This is a genomic window from Streptomyces sp. NPDC002870, from assembly GCF_042888505.1.
Classification (GTDB): domain Bacteria; phylum Actinomycetota; class Actinomycetes; order Streptomycetales; family Streptomycetaceae; genus Streptomyces.
The window spans coordinates 70,037-88,953 of the sequence record NZ_JBIAPW010000016.1 but is presented as its reverse complement, the minus strand read 5'-3'; the positions used below and the strand labels follow the sequence as shown (position 1 = coordinate 88,953).

The following is an 18,917-nucleotide window of genomic DNA, read 5'->3' as shown; positions in this document are numbered from 1 at the left end:
GTAGGGCATGCTGCTCACCTCTCGGCGCCTGCGGGCCGCCCTGCTGGCCACCGCCTCGGCAACCCTCGTCGCCGCGACCCTGCCACCGCCCGCACCGCTCGGCATCGGTGACCCCCTCTTCCCGCACCTGGGCAATCCCGGCTTCGATGTCCTCGCGTACGACATCGCCTTCACCTATCGCGGCAGCAACACCACGCCGCTGGACGCCGTCACCAGGATCGACGCCAGGGCGGACCAGCGGCTGGAGCGCATCAACCTCGACTTCTCGCACGGCACCGTCCGTACGGTCCAGGTGAACGGCCGTCCCGCTGAGTTCAACACCGCCGGAGAGGATCTGGTCGTGGAGCCGGCCGCCGCCGTCGAGCAGGACTCGCGGATGCAGATCACGATCACCCACACCAGCGATCCGAGTGGCACGGATGGCGCGGGGGGCTGGGTGCGTACCCGCGACGGGCTGGCGATGGCGAACCAGGCAGACGCCGCGCACCGGGTATTCCCGTGCAACGACCACCCCGCCGACAAGGCGTACTTCACCTTCCGTATCACCGCCCCCAAGGAGCTCACAGCGGTGGCCAACGGCGTACGGAGGCTGAAGGTATGGACGGGTGGTACCACCACGACATGGAAGTACCAGACAAAGCACCCCATGGCCACCGAGCTCGCGCAGGTGTCGATCGGCCGCTCGGCCGTCATTCAGCGCCAGGGGCCGGGCGGACTGGTCGTGCGTGATGTGGTGCCTGCCGTGGACCGCGAGAAGCTGGAGCCCTGGCTGAAGAAGACCCCCGAGCACCTGGAGTGGATGGAGAGGCGCGTCGGCCGCTACCCCTTCGAAACGTACGGAGTGCTGATCGCCGACGCCGACACCGGATTCGAGCTGGAGACGCAGACGCTGTCGCTGTTCGAGCGCTCGATCTTCGTCGACGGCGTACTGCCCGAGTGGTACGTCGACTCGGTGATGGTGCACGAACTGGCCCACCAGTGGTTCGGCAACAGCGTCTCGCCCCGCACCTGGTCCGATCTCTGGCTCAACGAAGGGCACGCCACCTGGTACGAGGCGACGTACGCCGAGGAGAAGGCGCAGCAGCCGCTGGAGACGCGGATGCGCGAGGCGTACAGGCGGTCCGACCAGTGGCGGGCGGACGGCGGGCCGCCCGCGGCGCCCAAGCCGCCGACGCCGGACAAGAAGATCAGCCTCTTCCGGCCGGTGGTGTACGGCGGCAGCGCACTGGTCCTGTACGCGCTACGTCAGACCATCGGCAAGGACGCCTTCGCGGAGCTCGAGCGGGCCTGGGTGAGGGAGCACCGGGACGGGACGGCGACGACCGCCGACTTCACGGCGCTGGCTTCGCGGATCGCGGGGCGTGACCTGTCGGCGTTCTTCGCCGAGTGGCTGTACGCGGACCGGACGCCGCCGATGCCCGGGCACCCGGACTGGCGGAGCACCGCTCCCATGGCCCCCCAGGCCCGCTGAAGGCGCCGCGCAGCCCAGTGAAACCTGGGTGACGGCCCTGGCAGGACCGTGCGACCATCAACGGGTCGGCGACGCGGGCGGGGCCGGAACCCTTTCGGGGAATCATCCGGGGCCATTACGCGTTGTGACTGAGGTACCGGAATTCTTCTCCGGGACCTTTCAGCGGTTTTCAGCGATTTTTCAATCGACGTAAGGATCCAATGACCTCCTCTTCATCCCCTTCCCAGGACGAGCAGAGCTTCGCGGAGACGCGCACCGAGAGCCTTCGGGCCGATGCCCTGATGGAAGAGGACGTCGCCTGGAGCCACGAGATCGACACAGAGCGGGACGGCGATCAGTTCGACCGCTCCGAGCGCGCAGCGCTGCGGCGTGTGGCGGGCCTGTCCACCGAGCTCGAGGATGTCACCGAGGTCGAGTACCGGCAGCTGCGCCTCGAGCGTGTTGTGCTGGTCGGCGTATGGACCACGGGGACGAGCCAGGACGCGGAGAATTCCCTCGCGGAGCTTGCGGCGCTTGCGGAGACCGCCGGCGCGCTGGTGCTCGACGGCGTCATCCAGCGCCGCGACAAGCCGGACCCGGCCACGTACATCGGCTCGGGCAAGGCGCAGGAGTTGCGTGACATCGTGCTCGAGACCGGAGCCGACACCGTCGTCTGTGACGGTGAGCTCAGCCCCGGCCAGCTGATCCACCTCGAGGACGTCGTCAAGGTCAAGGTGGTCGACCGCACGGCCCTGATCCTCGACATCTTCGCCCAGCACGCCAAGTCCCGAGAGGGCAAGGCGCAGGTCGCGCTGGCACAGATGCAGTACATGCTGCCGAGGCTGCGTGGCTGGGGTCAGTCGCTGTCCCGTCAGATGGGCGGCGGCGGCAGTGGCGGCATGGCCACCCGTGGTCCCGGTGAGACCAAGATCGAGACTGACCGGCGTCGGATCCGCGAGAAGATGGCGAAGATGCGCCGGGAGATCGCGGAGATGAAGACGGGCCGCGAGATCAAGCGCCAGGAGCGCCGGCGCAACAAGGTGCCCTCGGTCGCGATCGCCGGTTACACCAACGCTGGAAAGTCGTCGCTGCTCAACCGCCTCACGGGCGCCGGCGTCCTGGTGGAGAACGCGCTGTTCGCCACCCTGGACCCGACCGTCCGCCGGGCCGAGACTCCGAGCGGCCGGCTCTACACCCTCGCCGACACCGTCGGGTTCGTCCGGCATCTGCCGCACCACCTGGTCGAGGCGTTCCGCTCCACGATGGAGGAGGTCGGGGAATCCGATCTGATCCTGCACGTCGTGGACGGATCGCACCCGGCGCCGGAGGAGCAGCTGGCCGCCGTGCGTGAGGTGATCCGCGATGTGGGTGCGCTCGACGTGCCCGAGATCGTGGTGATCAACAAGGCGGACGCGGCCGATCCGCTCGTACTGCAGCGGCTGCTGCGCATCGAGCGGCACGCGATCGCGGTGTCGGCGCGGACCGGCAGGGGCATCGACGAGCTGCTCGGGCTGATCGACGTCGAACTGCCGCGGCCCGAGGTCGAGATCGAGGTCCTCGTGCCGTACACCCAGGGCGGGCTGGTCTCGCGGGTGCATGCGGACGGCGAGGTTCTCTCCGAGGAGCACACCACCGAGGGCACGCTGCTCAAGGCGCGGGTGCACGAGGAGCTGGCAGCGGCGCTGGCGCCGTATGTACCGGCGACTCGCTGATCGCGTCGCCGATCCGGCTCAACTGATCAAGGCGGAAGGCCCGTACCCCTCGCGAGGGGTACGGGCCTTCTACGCACTTGTGCATGATCGCGCCGTTGTCGAGGGCGACGCCCACCGACTCCGCCAGCGACTTGGCGCCTTTCTCCGGCCTTCCGGGGCCACCCCTACTGCGGCACCACTCTTTGGCGGTGCCTGATTGCGGAGTCGAGACAGGGCCTCACTTGGACGGAGTCTCCAGGAGGAAGGAAGAGGGACCCTGCCGCCGACCGGCCGCAAGCCCCCACCTTCCGTCAGTCACACGGACTTGCCCGCGCCGCGCCTACCGGCCCGCGAACTTCTTGCTGACCGCGTCGTAGATGCCCTTGGCCTCGTCGCCCAGGCGCGGACCCGCAAGCCAGCCGGCCGTGACCGGGCCGATAGAGGTGTTCGACACCAACGCGGGCTTGCCGTCCTGGCCCTTGGCGACCCAGCCGCCGCCGGAGGAACCTCCGGTCATGGTGCAGCCGATCCGGTACATCGTGGGGTCGTTGGCCTTGATGGACAGCCGGCCCGGCTGGTCCGAGCATTCGAAGAGCTTCTGGCCGTCGAACGGCGGCGCCGCCGGGTAGCCGGTGGCGGTCATGTTGTCGATCTTCGTCACGGCCGGAGCGTTGAAGTCCACCGGAAGCGCCGAACCGACCGTCTCCTCCAGCGACTTGCCCGTACCGCCCTTCTCGGGGGTGACGTGGATCACGGCGTAGTCGTACGGAGCGCCCTGGCCGCCGGTCGCCGCGCCCTGGGAGATCCACTGCTCGGAAGTCTGGGCCCAGTCGCCCCACCACACGCCGTACGGAGCGATCTCTTCCTTCGGCGTGGTCTCCAGCTCGGAGGTGGACTTGGCGCTGTCGTTGTACGACGGGACGAAGGCGATGTTGCGGTACCAGCCGCCCTTCTTGCCGGCATGCACACAGTGGCCCGCCGTCCACACCATGTTGGACTTACCGGGGTTGGCCGGGTCCTTCACCACGGTCGCGGAGCAGACCATCGAACCCTCCGGGCCGTCGAACAGGACCTTCCCGGCCTCGGCGGCGTTGGAGTGGTACGGAGCGTTCACGGCCTGCGCCTTGACCGGCGCGGGAGTCGGGTCCGTGACACCCTCGTCGCCCGATATGTCATTGTCGACGGGCTTCTCCGGCGGCTTACTGGCATCGCGCATCCGGTCCGGGTCCCAGTGGTCCTCGATGATCGGGTTGACGAAGTCCTGAGCCTCACGCAGCCACTGGTCCTTGTCCCAGTTCTTCCACTCGCCGTTCTTCCACTTGTCCAGGTCGATCCCGTGCTCCTTGAGCCGGTCCTTGAGATCGTCCGGGATGGTGATCTTCCCGTCGGTGGACTGGCCGGCGGGCGGGCTCGGCTTGTCGCCCGCGTTGTCCTCGCTCGGACCGCAGGCGGTGGCAGCCAGCGCGAGCACGGCGGCGATGGAAGCCGCGGCCAGCGTCGGGCGAATGGGTCGCATGTCGTGATCCCCCTGGGACTTCGGTACTTCTGCACTGTCTGAAATCTGTTGGAACTGCCGGAACTGCTGGAACTGCCGCAACTCCGCAAAGGCGTTGCTCGCCCCGGCCGCTGTGCCGGGCCGGAGTGCGGCCCCCACTATGCCGGTGCCGATGGGGACGGCGTGCACCAGGTCCGCGGTTCCGTCACCGCAACGATCTTCCGATGGCCCGTGATCCCCGGCTTCCGGCGTCGTTGGTACGTACGGGGTGCCCACGGTCAGCGTTCAGCCGGGCTCGGCGGCGTACGAACGCGATACCGACGTGCAACGCAACTGTGACAGCGGGAGGACCAACAGCCGTGGCCGTGACCGAACCTGCTCCGGTGGTGCTGTCCGCCGCGCACGAGGGGATTCTGCGCCGCCAGTCGCTCCGCGAGTCCGCGGCCCGAACCTATGCGCGCTCGCTGCCCATCGTCCCCGTACGGGCCAGGGGGCTGACGATCGAGGGCGCGGACGGCCGGCGCTATCTCGACTGCCTCTCCGGGGCGGGGACTCTGGCACTCGGGCACAACCACCCCGTGGTCCTCGAGGCGATCAAGAAGGTCATCGACTCGGGGGCACCGCTGCACGTGCTCGACCTCGCCACCCCGGTCAAGGACGCCTTCACCACGGAGCTGTTCGCCACGCTGCCGCGGGAGTTCGCCGATGACGGACGGATCCAGTTCTGCGGGCCCGCGGGCACCGACGCAGTCGAGGCCGCCCTCAAACTCGTCCGCACGGCCACCGGCCGAAGCGGCCTTCTCTCGTTCACCGGTGCGTACCACGGGATGACGGCCGGCGCCCTGGACGCTTCGGGCGGTGCCACCGATGTACGCGTGACCCGGCTGCCCTTCCCGCAGAACTACCGCTGCCCCTTCGGGGTCGGCGGCGAGCGCGGCGCCGAACTCGGCGCCCGCTGGACCGAGAACCTTCTGGACGACCCCAAGGGCGGGGTGCCCAGGCCGGCCGGGATGATCCTGGAACCGGTGCAGGGGGAGGGCGGGGTGATCCCGGGCCCCGACGCCTGGATGCGAAGGATGCGAGAGATCACCGCGGCCCGCTCCATCCCGCTGATCGCCGACGAAGTGCAGACGGGCGTCGGGCGGACCGGCACCTTCTGGGCGGTCGAGCACAGCGGAATCGTGCCCGATGTGATGGTGCTCTCCAAGGCGATCGGCGGCTCCCTTCCGCTTGCCGTGGTCGTCTACCGGTCCGAACTCGACGCCTGGCAGCCCGGTGCCCATGCGGGCACGTTCCGCGGCAACCAGCTCGCCATGGCAGCGGGAGCGGCCACCCTCGCGTTCGTACGCGAGAACCGGCTCGCCGACCGCGCCGCGATCCTCGGCGCCCGCATGCTGGGCCGCCTCCAGGGACTGGCCGCGGCACACCCCTGCATCGGGGACGTACGCGGCAGGGGCCTCATGATCGGCGTCGAACTCGTCGACCCGGACGCCGCATCCCCGGACGCTCTCGTCCCGCCGCCCGCTCCCGCCCTCGCCGCCGCCGTCCAGCAGGCGTGCCTGGACCGCGGGCTCATCGTCGAACTCGGCGGACGCCACTGCGGCGTGGTGCGGCTGCTCCCTCCTCTCACCCTCACCGACGAACAAGCCGTGGCCGTCCTCGACCGTTTTGCCGATGCCCTGGCCGCCGCCGAGCGCTCCCTGCAACGCCGTACCGACAGCGGGCAGTCCTACTGACCCGTACAAATCACAAGGAAGACCTCTGTGAACCCCACCCCCGCACCCGATGTGCCCGAGGCCGACGGCCGTCCCACCGCCCAGCACCAAGGAAAGGACGGAGTGCGCGGCCCCCTCACGATCGAGGCGGCTACGGTGCCGCGCCAACAGGCCGAGGGCCATGGTGAACAGCACACCGCGGACACGCCTACGGGCGGCGCGGGAGCCGTCGAACTCCTCGACCACCCGGATCCATGCCGCGCTGCGGACGCGGCCGCGGTCGAGAGTCTGCTCCGCTGCTGGGTGCGGGAGAACAACCTCGACAGGCCCGACGGACACACCTTGCGCATCCCGCTGCACGCCAGCGGCACCGCACTGCTCGTCCCCATCCGCTACTGGTCGGCCAGTGGATGGCACCGCTTCGGTCTGCCGGCCCTCGAAGGAGGGCCGCGGGACGCGCCCGGTGCCGACGCCGTCACCGTCGCCGCCCTCCTCGGCAGGGAAGCGGGTCAGAGCGAAGGAGCCGACCTGGTCGGCCGGGTCGCCGACTCCGTACGGCGCACCGCCGACTTCATCACCGACCGCCGCGCTCGCCCCGCCCCCGACCCCGAGGCGGATCTCTTCCTCACTGCCGAGCAGTCGCTCCTGCTCGGCCACCCTCTGCACCCGACACCCAAGAGCCGCGAAGGACTGTCCGAGGCCGAAGTCCGGCTCTACTCACCTGAGTTGCGCGGCTCCTTTCCGCTGCACTGGATGGCCGTAGACCGGTCCGTTCTGGCCACCGAATCGGCCTGGACGGAACACGGCCGCACCGTGCCGGCCGAACAACTCGCCGCCCGCCTCTGCGGAGACCTCCAACTCCCCGACCACTCCGTACCCTTGCCGCTCCATCCTTGGCAGGCCCGCGAACTGAAGCACCGCCCCGTGGTCGTCGAACTCCTCGACGCCGGTCTCCTGCATGACCTCGGCCCCTGTGGAGACCCCTGGCACCCCACCTCCTCGGTCCGCACCGTGCACCGTCCAGGCGCCCCGGCCATGCTCAAGCTCTCCCTCGGCGTACGCATCACCAACTCCCGTCGTGAGAACCTCCGCAAAGAACTCCACCGCGGCGTGGAGGTCCATCGGCTGCTCCGCACCGGCCTCGCCGAGCAGTGGCGGGCAGCCCACCCCCGCTTCGACATCGTGCGGGACCCCGCGTGGCTCGCCGTCGACACCGCTGCGGGCGGGCCCGTGCCCGGGCTCGACGTCATGGTGCGCCACAACCCGTTCGGCCTCGGCGACGACGCCGTCTGCATCGCCGGACTGACCGCGCTCCGCCCCTGGCCGGGCCGTGCTGGGATGCACTCGCGCCTCGCCGACGTCGTGGCCCGGCTCGCCGCCCGCACCGGCAGGCCCACCGGAGCCGTCGCCGCCGAGTGGTTCCTGCGCTACCTCGACCACGTCGTACGCCCGGTGCTCTGGCTGGACGCCACAGCAGGCATCGCACTCGAAGCCCACCAGCAGAACACCTTGGTGATCCTCGACCCCGACGGCTGGCCCGTCGGCGGCCGCTACCGCGACAACCAGGGCTACTACTTCCGCGAGTCTCACCGTGCCGAACTGGAACGCCGCCTTCCCGGCATCGGCTCCGCAAGCGACACCTTCGTCTCCGACGACGTCACCGACGAGCGCTTTGCCTACTACCTCGGCATCAACAATGTCTTCGGCCTGATCGGAGCGTTCGGAGCGCAGCACCTCGCCGACGAGCGCGTACTCATCGCCGCTTTCCGGCAGTTCCTCAAGGCGACCGCCGACCTCGGCTCGCCACTGCCCGCGCAGCTCCTCGACGCCCCCACGCTCCGGTCCAAAGCCAATCTGCTCACCCGGCTCCGAGGTCTCGACGAGCTCATCGGCCCGGTCGACACCCAGTCCGTCTACGTCACGATCACCAACCCCCTTCGTCCCTGAGACGACACAACCTGACCGAACTGCGAGAGGAGAGCCCCGCTGTGCCTCACATCGATGCGAGCACCGACGCCGGAGCCGGCCCCGCCCCCCAGCTCGGCGGGAGCGTCGAGGACACCCTGGATCTGCGGCTCCCCGAGGAACTCCTCGCGCTGTTCCCGGAGGACGAGCGATCCGGCGACCCCGAGCAGGGGGACATCACCGTCGTCGGCGATCTGCTGGACAATCCCGCCGACTGGGGCTCCGCCGCCACCCCCGCAGGGGACTTCCATCTCGTCCCCGTACGCATCGAACGCGATCTGGCACGGATCAGCCGCTGGATGAACGACCCGGCAGTGGCTGCTTTCTGGGAACTGGCGGGACCTGACTCCGTCACCGCCGCCCATCTGCGCGCCCAGGTCGACGGCGACGGACGCAGCATCCCCTGCCTCGGCGTGCTCAGCGGCATCCCCATGAGCTACTTCGAGATCTACCGCGCCGATCTCGACCCCATGGCGCGGTACTACCCGGCCCGTCCGCATGACATCGGTATCCACCTCCTGATCGGGGGCGTCGCCGACCGCGGCCGCGGTGTCGGTTCCACCCTCCTCAGAGCTGTCGCCGATCTCGTACTCGACAATCGGCCCCGATGCGCACGCGTCATCGCGGAACCCGACCTGCGCAACACCCCCTCCGTCTCCGCCTTCCTGAGCGCCGGCTTCCGCTTCTCCGCCGAAGTCGACCTCCCTGACAAACGGGCCGCCCTCTTGGTCCGCGATCGCGCGCTTCGCAACCTGCTGTGAACGACCCGCTGCCTTACATACACCGCTCGACCCGCATCGGTTCCACTCGAGGAGTCCCCGTGCCGAAGGCCCCTGCCGCCCATGACTCCGAACAGCCGCCCGCCGTCCCCTTCACCCCGCCCGGACTGAACGCACAGGCCTGGGACCGTGCGGCCGTGCGGCTCCTCGCCAAGATGCTCGGCGAGTTCGCCTACGAAGAGATCATCGAGCCGGTCCCGGCCGGACCCTCGGCACCGGACCCCCTCCCGCCCACATCCCGCGGCCGGCAAGCCGCCCCCGGCCGACCTGCGGACGCCACCCGTGGCTGCGACCAGTACGCCCTCACGCTCGACGACGGCAGCAACCTGACCTTTCTGGCCCGGCGCGGAGCATACGGAAGCTGGCGCGTCGATCCGGACTCCATCGAGCACGAGGGCCGGCCCTTCGCCGACCCGCTCGCCTTCCTCGCCCGCGCCCGCCGTCTTTTAGACCTCGACGGAGCCACCCTCGGCCACCTCGTCCGCGAGCTGACCGCCACCCTTGTCTGCGACACGGGATTCGGTCACTGCGCGCCGGCCGCGGGCGAGCTCGCCGACCTCGGCTATGCCGAGCTCGAAGGCCACCAGACCGGCCACCCGTGGCTCGTGCTCAACAAAGGCCGCATCGGATTCTCCGCCACGGACACCGCCCGCTGGTCGCCCGAGGCCCGCAGGCCCGCCCGGCTCCCCTGGATCGCGGTCAGCTGCACCCTCGCCGCCTACCGAGGAGTCCCAGGGCTCGCCGGACCCGACGACCTGTACGCCCGTGAACTCGAGGGGCCCGTCCGCGACTCCTTCGCCGCCTCGCTGCGTGCCAGGGGCTTCGACCCCGACACGTACCTCTTCCTCCCCGTACACCCCTGGCAGTGGGACGAGGTACTCCTGCCGCTCTTCGCGCCCGCCGTCGCGCGGGGCGACATCGTCCCGCTCCCCACGGACGGTGATCTACGGCTGCCGCAGCAGTCCATCCGTACCTTCGTCAACGTGGACCGCTCAGACCGGCACACAGTGAAACTGCCGCTGTCCATCCTCAACACCCTGGTCTGGCGCGGCCTGCCCACCGAACGCACCCTCGCCGCCCCCGCCGTCACCTCCTGGGTCCACGGACTGCGCGACGGGGACCCTTTTCTTCGCGACGAATGCGGTGTGATCCTCCTCGGGGAAGTCGCATCAATCACCGTCAAACACCCCCTCTACGACCACCTCCCCGAGGTGCCGTACCAGTACAAAGAGCTCCTCGGCGCGATCTGGCGCGAGCCGCTGCAGTCCCGGCTCGCGCCCGGCGAGCGGGCCCGCACCCTCGCCTCGCTGCTGCACACCGACGCCCAGGGCCGCGCTTTCACCGCCGAGCTGGTCGCACGATCCGGCTTCGCCCCCGCCGTCTGGCTCCAGCGGCTCTTCTCCGCGCTGCTGCCGCCGCTGCTGCACTTCCTCTACCGCTACGGCACCGTCTTCTCCCCGCACGGCGAGAACGCCATCGTCGTCTTCGACGACCAGGACGTCCCAGTACGCCTGGCGATCAAGGACTTCGTCGACGATGTGAACGTCAGCGCCCAGCCGCTGCCCGAGCACGACTCGATGCCCGACGACGTACGGAAGACCCTTCTTGCCGAGGAGCCCGCCTTCCTCACGCAGTTCATCCACTCAGGGCTCTTCGTCGGCGTCTTCCGCTTCCTCGCCCCCCTCTGCGAGGAGCAACTGGGCGTACCGGAGGAGCAGTTCTTCTCGCTCGTACGGGCTGAGATTCTGCGGCACCAGGCCCGTTTCCCGGAGCTCAAGGAGCGTTACGAGACGTTCGACCTGCTCACGCCACGTATCGAGCGGCTCTGTCTCAACCGCAACAGGTTGCATCTCGACGGCTACCGCGACCGCCCGGACCGCCCCCACGCCGCCGTCCACGGCACGGTCCCCAACCCGCTGAGCGCCCCTTGAAGGGACGAGGTGTGATGGCGTGGATGCGACGAGGTGTGATCGGGCTGTCATTGGTGCCCCGTAGGCTGGTCGAGCTATGACTAAGCCATCCCTCCCCGAGCTCCTGCACGCCGCCGTCACCGCCGTCGGCGGTGTGGAACGGCCTGGCCAGGTCACCATGGCCGAGGCCGTCGCCGAGGCTGTCGACGACAATTCCCACCTGCTGGTCCAGGCCGGCACCGGAACCGGAAAGTCGCTCGGCTATCTCGTGCCCGCCCTGGCGCACGGTGAGAGGGTCGTCGTGGCCACGGCCACCCTGGCCCTTCAGCGGCAGCTCGTGGAGCGTGATCTTCCGCGTACGGTCGAGGCACTGCACCCGCTGCTGCGCCGTCGGCCGGAGTTCGCGATGCTGAAGGGGCGTTCCAACTACCTCTGTCTGCACCGCCTGCACGAGGGTGTGCCGCAGGAGGAGGAAGACGGCCTCTTCGACCAGTTCGAGGCTGCCGCGCCCACCAGCAAGCTCGGTCAGGATCTGCTGCGGATGCGCGACTGGTCGGACGAGACTGAAACCGGGGATCGCGACGATCTCACTCCCGGAGTCTCCGACCGTGCCTGGGCACAGGTATCCGTCTCTTCACGGGAGTGCCTCGGGGCCACGAAATGCGCGTACGGCGCCGAATGCTTCGCAGAAGCGGCCCGTGAGCGCGCGAAGCTCGCGGATGTCGTCGTCACCAACCACGCGCTTCTCGCGATCGACGCGATCGAGGGCGCCCCGGTGCTTCCGCAGCACGAGGTACTGATCGTCGATGAGGCGCATGAGCTGGTCTCGCGGGTCACCGGCGTCGCCACCGGCGAGCTCACCCCCGGCCAGGTCAACCGTGCCGTGCGGCGCGCCGCCAAGCTGGTCAACGAGAAGGCCGCGGACGCTCTCCAGACCGCCTCCGAGACCTTTGAGCGCGTGATGGAGCTCGCCCTCCCCGGCCGCCTCGAGGAGATCCCCGAGGATCTCGGATACGCGCTTATGGCGCTGCGCGACGCCGCTCGCACGGTCATCTCTGCTCTCGGCAGCACCCGCGACAAGTCCGTCCAGGACGAGGACGCCGTACGCAAGCAGGCCCTGGCCTCCGTCGAGAACATCCATGACGTCGCCGAGCGCATCACCCAAGGCTCCGAGTACGACGTCGTCTGGTGCGAGCGCCACGATCGCTTCGGCGCGTCACTGCGGGTGGCACCGCTCTCCGTATCCGGTCTGCTGCGCGAAAAGCTCTTCACCGAGCGCTCGGTGGTGCTGACCTCTGCCACGCTCAAGCTCGGGGGTGACTTCAACGGAGTGGGGGCGTCGCTCGGGCTGGCCCCCGAGGGCACCGACGGTGAGGACATTCCGCAGTGGAAGGGGCTCGACGTCGGCTCGCCGTTCGACTATCCGAAGCAGGGCATCCTCTATGTCGCCCGCCATCTGTCGACGCCCGGCCGTGAAGGCTCCCGCGGCGACATGATGGACGAGCTCGCCGATCTGGTGGAGGCTGCCGGTGGCCGCACGCTGGGCCTCTTCTCCTCCATGCGAGCCGCCCAGGCGGCGGCCGAGGAGCTGCGCGGCAGGCTCGACATGCCGATCCTGCTCCAGGGCGAGGAGACCCTCGGTGAATTGATCAAGTCCTTCGCCGCCGACCCCGAGACCTGTCTGTTCGGCACGCTCTCGCTCTGGCAGGGCGTCGATGTTCCGGGAGCCAGCTGCCAGTTGGTGGTGATGGACCGGATTCCGTTCCCGCGCCCCGACGATCCGCTGATGAGCGCCCGCCAGAAGGCGGTGGAGGAGGCGGGCGGCAACGGCTTCATGGCTGTCGCCGCGACGCATGCCGCCCTGCTGATGGCCCAGGGCGCGGGCCGTCTCGTCCGGGCCATGGGGGACCGCGGGGTCGTCGCCGTGCTCGATCCGCGGCTGGCCAACGCCCGGTACGGCAGCTATCTGCGCGCCTCGCTGCCCGATTTCTGGTACACCACGGACCGCAACCAAGTGCGTCGCTCGCTGGCCGCGATCGACGCCGTAGCCAAGACGGACGGCAAGTAGCCGGACGGCATTCCGTCCGGGCGAAATGCTGTCCGGGCGAAATGCTTGCCGGAGGGAATGCTGTCCGGAGGGAATGCCGTCAGGGCAGAGCAGGGCCCCGGGACCGGCGCAGTGGGTCCCGGGGCCCGGTCAGAGCCGGCGGGTCGGTCACACCCGCCGCAGCACCGCTACCACCTTGCCGAGGATGGTGGCTTCGTCGCCTGGAATCGGCTGGTACGCCGCGTTGTGCGGGAGCAGCCACACATGGCCGTTCTCCCGCTTGAAACGCTTGACCGTGGCCTCCCCGTCCAGCATCGCTGCCACGATGTCGCCGTTCTCCGCGACGGGCTGGCGGCGCACGGTGACCCAGTCGCCGTCGCAGATCGCGGCCTCGATCATCGAGTCGCCGACGACCTTCAGCACGAACAGCTCGCCGTCGCCGACGAGCTGGCGGGGGAGCGGGAACACGTCCTCGACCGATTCCTCGGCGAGGATGGGGCCACCGGCCGCGATCCTGCCGACCAGGGGTACATACGACGCTGCCGGCTTGCCCGTCGTGTCGGTCGGCTGCGTGCTCGGCTGGTCGGAGCCACGCACCTCGTACGCCCTGGGCCGGTGCGGGTCCCGGCGCAGGAAGCCCTTCCGCTCCAGCGCCATCAGCTGATGCGCGACGGAGGAGGTGCTGGACAGTCCGACCGCTTGGCCGATCTCGCGCATCGACGGCGGGTATCCCCGCCGCTGCACGGAGTCACGGATCACCTCGATGACGCGCCGCTGCCGATCCGTGAGACCGGAGCTGTCCGCCCTGATCCCTGGAGGTCGGCCGGGCAGCGAACGCGTGGGCTTGGGTCCCTCGGGACTCGTGGCTGCGTCATTCATGGCATGCACCGGCTCGAATCGGTTCTGGGAGCGGTCCTGGGCAGTGATGGTGGCACTGTCTGCGGTGGTGGTCACGTCGGCCCCTCTCGAATGGTCTCCCTAGCTGGACAACGGTAGTGGGTTTCGAAAGGTTGCGCCAAACACACGTTCGAGTGAAAAATCGCAGATTGTCTGACGTGGGCGCCTGCCTGGGTGTATGTGCGAACGCTCGGACCGTAGGGCGACTGTGGCCATTAGAGCAACGTCCACCGCCGGAGTCGGCGGGGGCGGGGTGACGCCGACCGATTCCGGGGCGCTTTCCAGTCTTGCACCCGGCGGCCCGGAATCCACGGAACCGCGCGTCTCCCGTACCCTCGTGGCCGGTCCCGCGCCGCGTTCGTGTCGCTGCGTCATCACTCGTATGCCGCCCGTACGGTGCTCCCGCCGCGCGACACGCGTTGAGACGCAAAAGTGCGACCAAAACCCCAGATCTAGTGGTTGGATTGTGTCAGCCGCCCAGAAGTTGTGGTCCCTGGTCCTTCAAGACCCTGGCCATCGCCTATGCTTGGGGCTGCTTCGTAGGGGCCTCGACCGGCCTGTCGAGGCTATTCAGTCGTGCTGTGAAGGAGGGTTGGGAGCCATGCACTGCCCCTTCTGCAGGCACCCCGACAGCCGAGTCGTCGACAGTCGCACCACTGACGACGGAACGTCGATCCGGCGTCGCCGGCAGTGTCCAGACTGCTCCCGCCGCTTCACGACGGTGGAAACCGCCTCGCTGATGGTGATCAAGCGCAGCGGAGTGACCGAGCCCTTCAGCCGTACCAAGGTCATCTCCGGCGTGCGCAAGGCATGCCAGGGGCGGCCGGTCACCGAGGACGCCCTCGCCAAACTCGGCCAGCGGGTCGAGGAAGCGGTGCGCGCCACCGGCAGTGCCGAGCTGACCACTCATGACGTGGGTCTGGCCATACTCGGTCCCCTGCAGGAACTCGACCTCGTCGCGTACCTGCGTTTCGCGTCCGTGTACCGGGCTTTCGACTCACTCGAAGACTTCGAGGCCGCCATCGCGGAGCTCCGCGAGCAACGGCCTCCCGCAGAAGGATGCGGGACCGGCGAGACCCTCGAGGTCCCCGTGCCCGCCACCGCCGCCGACTGAGGAACACCGGCTGAGCGGCTTGGGCCCGCCCCATCGGCCCGCCGATCGGCAGCAGGGCGGCATAAGACCTGCCATGGGCGCTGTGCGCGGCGTCCGCGGCATCAGACACAGACTGTGCCACGGGAAGATCTGGGCACTTCAGGGCGTTTTTGCCCATGTATGGGAGGCGGCATGACCGAGACGACGAGCGGCCCGGCACGAGGGGGGTCCCGCGCCAAGGGACCCAAGGCGAGCAAGGGTCTGCGTATCGAGCGAATCCACACCACCCCCGGCGTGCATCCGTACGACGAGGTGGTCTGGGAGCGTCGTGACGTCGTCATGACCAATTGGCGCGACGGCTCGGTCAACTTCGAGCAGCGTGGCGTCGAGTTCCCCGACTTCTGGTCGGTGAACGCGGTCAACATCGTCACCAGCAAGTACTTCCGCGGGGCCGTCGGCACTCCGCAGCGCGAGACCGGTCTCAAGCAGCTGATCGACCGGATCGTGAAGACGTACCGGAAGGCCGGCGAGGACAACAGCTACTTCGCCTCGCCCGCCGACGCCGAGATCTTCGAGCACGAGCTGGCTTACGCTCTCCTGCACCAGATCTTCAGCTTCAATTCGCCGGTGTGGTTCAACGTCGGCACGCCCCAGCCGCAGCAGGTCTCCGCCTGCTTCATCCTGGCCGTCGACGACTCCATGGAGTCGATTCTCGACTGGTACAAGGAAGAGGGCATGATCTTCAAGGGCGGCTCCGGCGCCGGCCTGAACCTCTCCCGGATCCGTTCCTCCAAGGAGCTGCTCTCCTCCGGTGGCAACGCCTCTGGTCCTGTCTCGTTCATGCGTGGCGCCGACGCGTCCGCAGGAACGATCAAGTCGGGCGGCGCCACGCGCCGCGCGGCCAAGATGGTCATTCTCGACGTCGACCACCCCGACATCGAGAACTTCATCGAGACCAAGGTCAAGGAAGAGGAGAAGATCCGCGCCCTGCGTGACGCGGGCTTCGACATGGACCTGGGCGGCGACGACATCACGTCCGTCCAGTACCAGAACGCCAACAACTCGGTCCGTGTGAACGACGAGTTCATGAAGGCCGTCGAGAACGGCGGGAAGTTCGGCCTGCGCGCCCGCATGACCGGCGACGTCATCGAAGAGGTCGACGCCAAGTCGCTCTTCCGCAAGATGGCCGAGGCCGCCTGGGCCTGTGCCGACCCCGGCATTCAGTACGACGACACCATCAACAGCTGGCACACCTGCCCCGAGTCCGGCCGGATCAACGGCTCGAACCCGTGCAGCGAGTACATGCACCTGGACAACACCTCGTGCAACCTGGCCTCGCTGAACCTGATGAAGTTCCTCAAGGACGACGGCGAGGGGCACCAGTCCTTCGACGTCGAGCGCTTCGCCAAGGTCGTCGAGCTGGTCATCACCGCGATGGACATCTCCATCTGCTTCGCGGACTTCCCGACCCAGAAGATCGGCGAGAACACCCGCGCCTTCCGTCAGCTGGGCATCGGTTACGCCAACCTCGGCGCGCTGCTGATGGCCACGGGTCACGCGTACGACTCGGACGGCGGGCGCGCGCTCGCCGGTGCCATCACCTCGCTGATGACGGGTACCTCGTACAAGCGCTCCGCAGAGCTCGCCGCGGTCGTCGGTCCGTACGACGGCTACGCCCGCAACGCCGCTCCGCACAAGCGCGTCATGAAGCAGCACTCCGACGCCAACGCCGTGGCCGTCCGCATGGACGATCTGGACACGCCGATCTGGGCCGCCGCCACGGAGGCCTGGCAGGACGTGATCCGTCTCGGCGACAAGAACGGCTTCCGTAACTCCCAGGCGTCCGTCATCGCCCCGACCGGCACCATCGGTCTCGCGATGTCCTGCGACACCACCGGCCTGGAGCCCGACCTCGCCCTGGTCAAGTTCAAGAAGCTGGTCGGCGGCGGCTCGATGCAGATCGTCAACGGCACGGTCCCGCAGGCACTGCGCCGTCTCGGCTACCAGCCGGAGCAGATCGAGGCGATCGTCGCCCACATCGCCGAGCACGGCAATGTCGTCGACGCACCCGGCCTGAAGACTGGGCACTACGAGGTCTTCGACTGCGCCATGGGTGAGCGCTCCATCTCCGCGATGGGTCACGTCCGCATGATGGCCGCCATCCAGCCGTGGATCTCGGGCGCGCTCTCCAAGACGGTCAACCTCCCGGAGACCGCCACGGTCGAGGACGTCGAGGAGGTCTACTTCGAGGCATGGAAAATGGGCGTCAAGGCGCTCGCGATCTACCGCGACAACTGCAAGGTCGGCCAGCCCCTCTCCGCCAAGACCAAGGGCAACCAGAGCCCCGAAGCCACCGCAGCCGCCGAGAAGGCCGAGGGAACGATCCGGGCCGCGGTCGAGAAGGTCGTGGAGTACCGTCCCGTCCGCAAGCGCCTCCCCAAGGGCCGTCCCGGCATCACCACCTCCTTCACGGTGGGTGGCGCCGAGGGCTACATGACCGCCAATTCCTACCCGGACGACGGTCTCGGCGAGGTCTTCCTGAAGATGTCGAAGCAGGGTTCCACCCTGGCGGGCATGATGGACGCCTTCTCGATCGCCGTCTCTGTGGGCCTGCAGTACGGCGTCCCGCTGGAGACGTACGTCTCGAAGTTCACCAACATGCGCTTCGAGCCGGCCGGCATGACGGACGACCCGGATGTGCGGATGGCGCAGTCGATCGTCGACTACATCTTCCGCCGCCTGGCGCTGGACTTCCTGCCCTTCGAGACGCGCTCCGCGCTCGGCATCCACTCGGCCGACGAGCGCCAGCGTCACCTGGAGACCGGTTCGTACGAGCCGTCCGACGAGGACATGGACGTCGAGGGCCTGGCCCAGTCCGCCCCGCGATACCAGGAGACCCTGAAGGCCGTCGCCGCCCCGAAGGCGGAGGTTCCGGCTCCGAAGGAGGCGCACACCTCGGCGGAGCTCGTCGAGATGCAGCTGGGCATCAGCGCGGACGCGCCGCTGTGCTTCTCCTGCGGGACGAAGATGCAGCGGGCCGGCTCCTGCTACATCTGTGAGGGCTGCGGCTCGACCAGCGGTTGCAGCTGAATGTGAGCGCCCTTCGGGCGTGAAGTGACTGCTTGAGTGGGGAGTCGGCGAAATATCGGCTCCCCACTCGGCTGTCGTGGTTATCGGGGCTTTATGTCGCCCGGTTCCCCAAGTGTTCTTACAATCAGGTCGGTATCGCAGTATTCGGTCAGCTCTCGCAGTTTTCCATCCTTGATATGGCAAACCCAGCAGTACGTATTGTGATAGGGGTTCCCCTCCGTGGTGGTGACGCGACCTCTGCACTCCACGACGACGTAGTCGCCGGCAGCGATGAAACGTTGTGGGGTGTTCGTGTACGTATCCGCGAACTGGGCGGCCAGAGGCCGAAGTAGCTCGTTGAGGACGGTCTGTTTGCCCTCATAGGTCCCAGACCATTTCGTCGTACCGATGATCGTCCAGCGGAAGTCGTCGGCGAGACTCTTGGTGAGAGGCCTGCCGTCGCCTTCCGCCAGCCCGGCGAAGATGCGCTGCATCAGTCGCGTGTTCTCGGTCTCGCCCATGGCTCCTCCGTCATCTCATGCCTTGAAGATCCGGCCTGCCATTCAACAGGCCGGAGTGCCGTCGCGGGCGGCCTTTCTTGAGAGAGGCCGGGCACGGCGCAGGCACCCGGGTGGTCGGAACCGACTGGCCGGAGTTGGGGAATAGCGCACACCAGGAATAAGTGCTCTGCGCCAGTACACCGCCTGATGGAGAGGGGGGGGGGGGGGGGGGGGGGGGGGGGGGCGCGCGCGCGGGGGGGGGGGGGGGGGGGGGGGCGGGCGGCCGGGGGGGGGGGGGGGCCGCGC

12 protein-coding genes are annotated in these 18,917 nt (G+C 68.6%); 9 read left to right on the top strand and 3 right to left on the bottom strand.

Annotation, left to right across the window (positions count from 1 at the left end; genetic code table 11):
• Positions 1-7 precede the first annotated feature (7 nt).
• Both ACFYWY_RS21090 and hflX read left to right on the top strand, forming a co-directional pair.
• Positions 8-1,471, top strand: coding sequence for a M1 family metallopeptidase (locus tag ACFYWY_RS21090; protein ID WP_389188682.1), 1,464 nt, complete (start codon positions 8-10; stop codon positions 1,469-1,471).
• 200 nt (positions 1,472-1,671) lie between these two features.
• A complete protein-coding gene (hflX, locus tag ACFYWY_RS21085; protein WP_389188679.1) occupies positions 1,672-3,162 on the top strand; it encodes a GTPase HflX in 1,491 nt (496 codons plus the stop codon).
• 319 nt (positions 3,163-3,481) lie between these two features.
• On the opposite strand, the gene ACFYWY_RS21080 is transcribed toward hflX, so the two are convergent.
• A complete protein-coding gene (locus ACFYWY_RS21080) occupies positions 3,482-4,657 on the bottom strand; it encodes a trypsin-like serine peptidase (RefSeq protein ID WP_389188676.1) in 1,176 nt (391 codons plus the stop codon).
• 338 nt (positions 4,658-4,995) lie between these two features.
• On the opposite strand from ACFYWY_RS21080, the gene ACFYWY_RS21075 reads away from it, so the two are divergent.
• The 5 genes from ACFYWY_RS21075 (at position 4,996) to ACFYWY_RS21055 (ending at position 13,073) form a co-directional block, all read left to right on the top strand.
• Positions 4,996-6,372, top strand: a complete 1,377-nt coding sequence (locus tag ACFYWY_RS21075; RefSeq protein ID WP_389188673.1) for a diaminobutyrate--2-oxoglutarate transaminase family protein — start codon at positions 4,996-4,998, stop codon at positions 6,370-6,372.
• A gap of 27 nt (positions 6,373-6,399) precedes the next feature.
• Positions 6,400-8,298, top strand: a complete 1,899-nt coding sequence (locus ACFYWY_RS21070) for an IucA/IucC family protein (protein ID WP_389188670.1) — start codon at positions 6,400-6,402, stop codon at positions 8,296-8,298.
• A 41-nt stretch (positions 8,299-8,339) separates the two neighbouring features.
• Complete coding sequence (locus ACFYWY_RS21065; RefSeq protein WP_389188667.1) at positions 8,340-9,077, top strand: GNAT family N-acetyltransferase; 738 nt, start codon at positions 8,340-8,342, stop codon at positions 9,075-9,077.
• A gap of 59 nt (positions 9,078-9,136) precedes the next feature.
• Positions 9,137-11,026: an IucA/IucC family protein gene (locus ACFYWY_RS21060; RefSeq protein WP_389188664.1), complete on the top strand. Its 1,890-nt coding sequence runs from the start codon at positions 9,137-9,139 to the stop codon at positions 11,024-11,026.
• 76 nt (positions 11,027-11,102) lie between these two features.
• Complete coding sequence (locus tag ACFYWY_RS21055) at positions 11,103-13,073, top strand: ATP-dependent DNA helicase (protein WP_389188661.1); 1,971 nt, start codon at positions 11,103-11,105, stop codon at positions 13,071-13,073.
• A gap of 147 nt (positions 13,074-13,220) precedes the next feature.
• Here ACFYWY_RS21055 and lexA read toward each other — a convergent pair whose 3' ends face one another.
• On the bottom strand, positions 13,221-14,006 hold the full coding sequence (lexA, locus tag ACFYWY_RS21050) for a transcriptional repressor LexA (protein WP_307660694.1): 786 nt from the start codon (positions 14,004-14,006) through the stop codon (positions 13,221-13,223).
• Positions 14,007-14,550: 544 nt separating this feature from the next.
• Here lexA and nrdR point away from each other — a divergent pair.
• Together nrdR and ACFYWY_RS21040 are read left to right on the top strand one after the other, a co-directional pair.
• Positions 14,551-15,063 (top strand): transcriptional regulator NrdR, encoded by a 513-nt coding sequence (gene nrdR / locus ACFYWY_RS21045; protein WP_307660693.1) that lies wholly within the window; start codon positions 14,551-14,553, stop codon positions 15,061-15,063.
• A gap of 171 nt (positions 15,064-15,234) precedes the next feature.
• Complete coding sequence (locus tag ACFYWY_RS21040; protein WP_389188656.1) at positions 15,235-18,132, top strand: vitamin B12-dependent ribonucleotide reductase; 2,898 nt, start codon at positions 15,235-15,237, stop codon at positions 18,130-18,132.
• Between the two features lie 80 nt (positions 18,133-18,212).
• Here the strand turns inward: ACFYWY_RS21040 and ACFYWY_RS21035 are convergent, their stop codons facing one another.
• Positions 18,213-18,632, bottom strand: coding sequence for a nuclear transport factor 2 family protein (locus ACFYWY_RS21035; protein WP_389188653.1), 420 nt, complete (start codon positions 18,630-18,632; stop codon positions 18,213-18,215).
• Positions 18,633-18,917 lie beyond the last annotated feature (285 nt).

Coding starts and splice junctions, on each gene's coding strand:
- ACFYWY_RS21090 (WP_389188682.1), top strand. CDS start 8: ATGCTGCTCACCTCTCGGCGCCTGCGGGCCGCCCTGCTGGCCACCGCC.
- hflX (WP_389188679.1), top strand. CDS start 1,672: ATGACCTCCTCTTCATCCCCTTCCCAGGACGAGCAGAGCTTCGCGGAG.
- ACFYWY_RS21080 (WP_389188676.1), bottom strand. CDS start 4,657: ATGCGACCCATTCGCCCGACGCTGGCCGCGGCTTCCATCGCCGCCGTG.
- ACFYWY_RS21055 (WP_389188661.1), top strand. CDS start 11,103: ATGACTAAGCCATCCCTCCCCGAGCTCCTGCACGCCGCCGTCACCGCC.
- nrdR (WP_307660693.1), top strand. CDS start 14,551: ATGCACTGCCCCTTCTGCAGGCACCCCGACAGCCGAGTCGTCGACAGT.
- ACFYWY_RS21040 (WP_389188656.1), top strand. CDS start 15,235: ATGACCGAGACGACGAGCGGCCCGGCACGAGGGGGGTCCCGCGCCAAG.
- ACFYWY_RS21035 (WP_389188653.1), bottom strand. CDS start 18,632: ATGGGCGAGACCGAGAACACGCGACTGATGCAGCGCATCTTCGCCGGG.